The organism is Salinivibrio costicola subsp. alcaliphilus (genome assembly GCF_001996185.1).
Classification (GTDB): domain Bacteria; phylum Pseudomonadota; class Gammaproteobacteria; order Enterobacterales; family Vibrionaceae; genus Salinivibrio; species Salinivibrio costicola.
Genome location: NZ_MUFR01000127.1, coordinates 1 through 580, shown reverse-complemented (window position 1 = coordinate 580; position 580 = coordinate 1). Strand labels below are relative to the sequence as shown.

1 protein-coding gene is annotated in these 580 nt (G+C 44.0%); it reads right to left on the bottom strand.

The window, feature by feature from the left end:
- Positions 1 to 580, bottom strand: a 580-nt coding sequence (locus BZJ21_RS15485) for an IS1634 family transposase (RefSeq protein WP_108743197.1), incomplete at both ends; no start/stop codon positions are given.

The following is a 580-nucleotide window of genomic DNA, read 5'->3' as shown; positions in this document are numbered from 1 at the left end:
TTTGTGCTCTAGACTTGCGTAAACAAGAAGGCTAAGCGTCATTATCATGAGCAGAGCCTCAATGCGTTGAGGTTTTTTTAAGAAGATCGAAGACGTTAAAAACTCGGGGCTTTTCAAAAAACGAAAGCCGCGCTCTACTTTTTGTTGGGATTTGTAATGTTCAAGCAATGCAGCCATGGTCAGATCCGTACTGTCAGTATCGTTGGTAGCAAGGATAAACATACCCACTTTAAGCTTAGCCAGTTTCACTTTATCTAGATCGGTATAAGGCGTGGCATCAATAAAGTAGCGGTATCCCGTTGGCTTAGCCCCCTTTTTAGGGCGACCGCGACCCGCATAGACAGCCTCTTTAATGATGGTTTTTTGTGCAAAGCCAATGAGGTGACATTGGTTTGCAAAGTCATCGATTGCCTGCTCGGCATCCATTGCACAAGCAAACTCTTTTTTCATAAGTTGGCCCAGGGCTTTCAGCTCTTTGGCAGCATTTTTATCTAAGTTCTTGTAGAACGTTATTTCTTCTCGCTTCGTCGCTTGCTCGCTATGAACCAACAACCATTTTTGAGTGACTGCGCCATAGTTA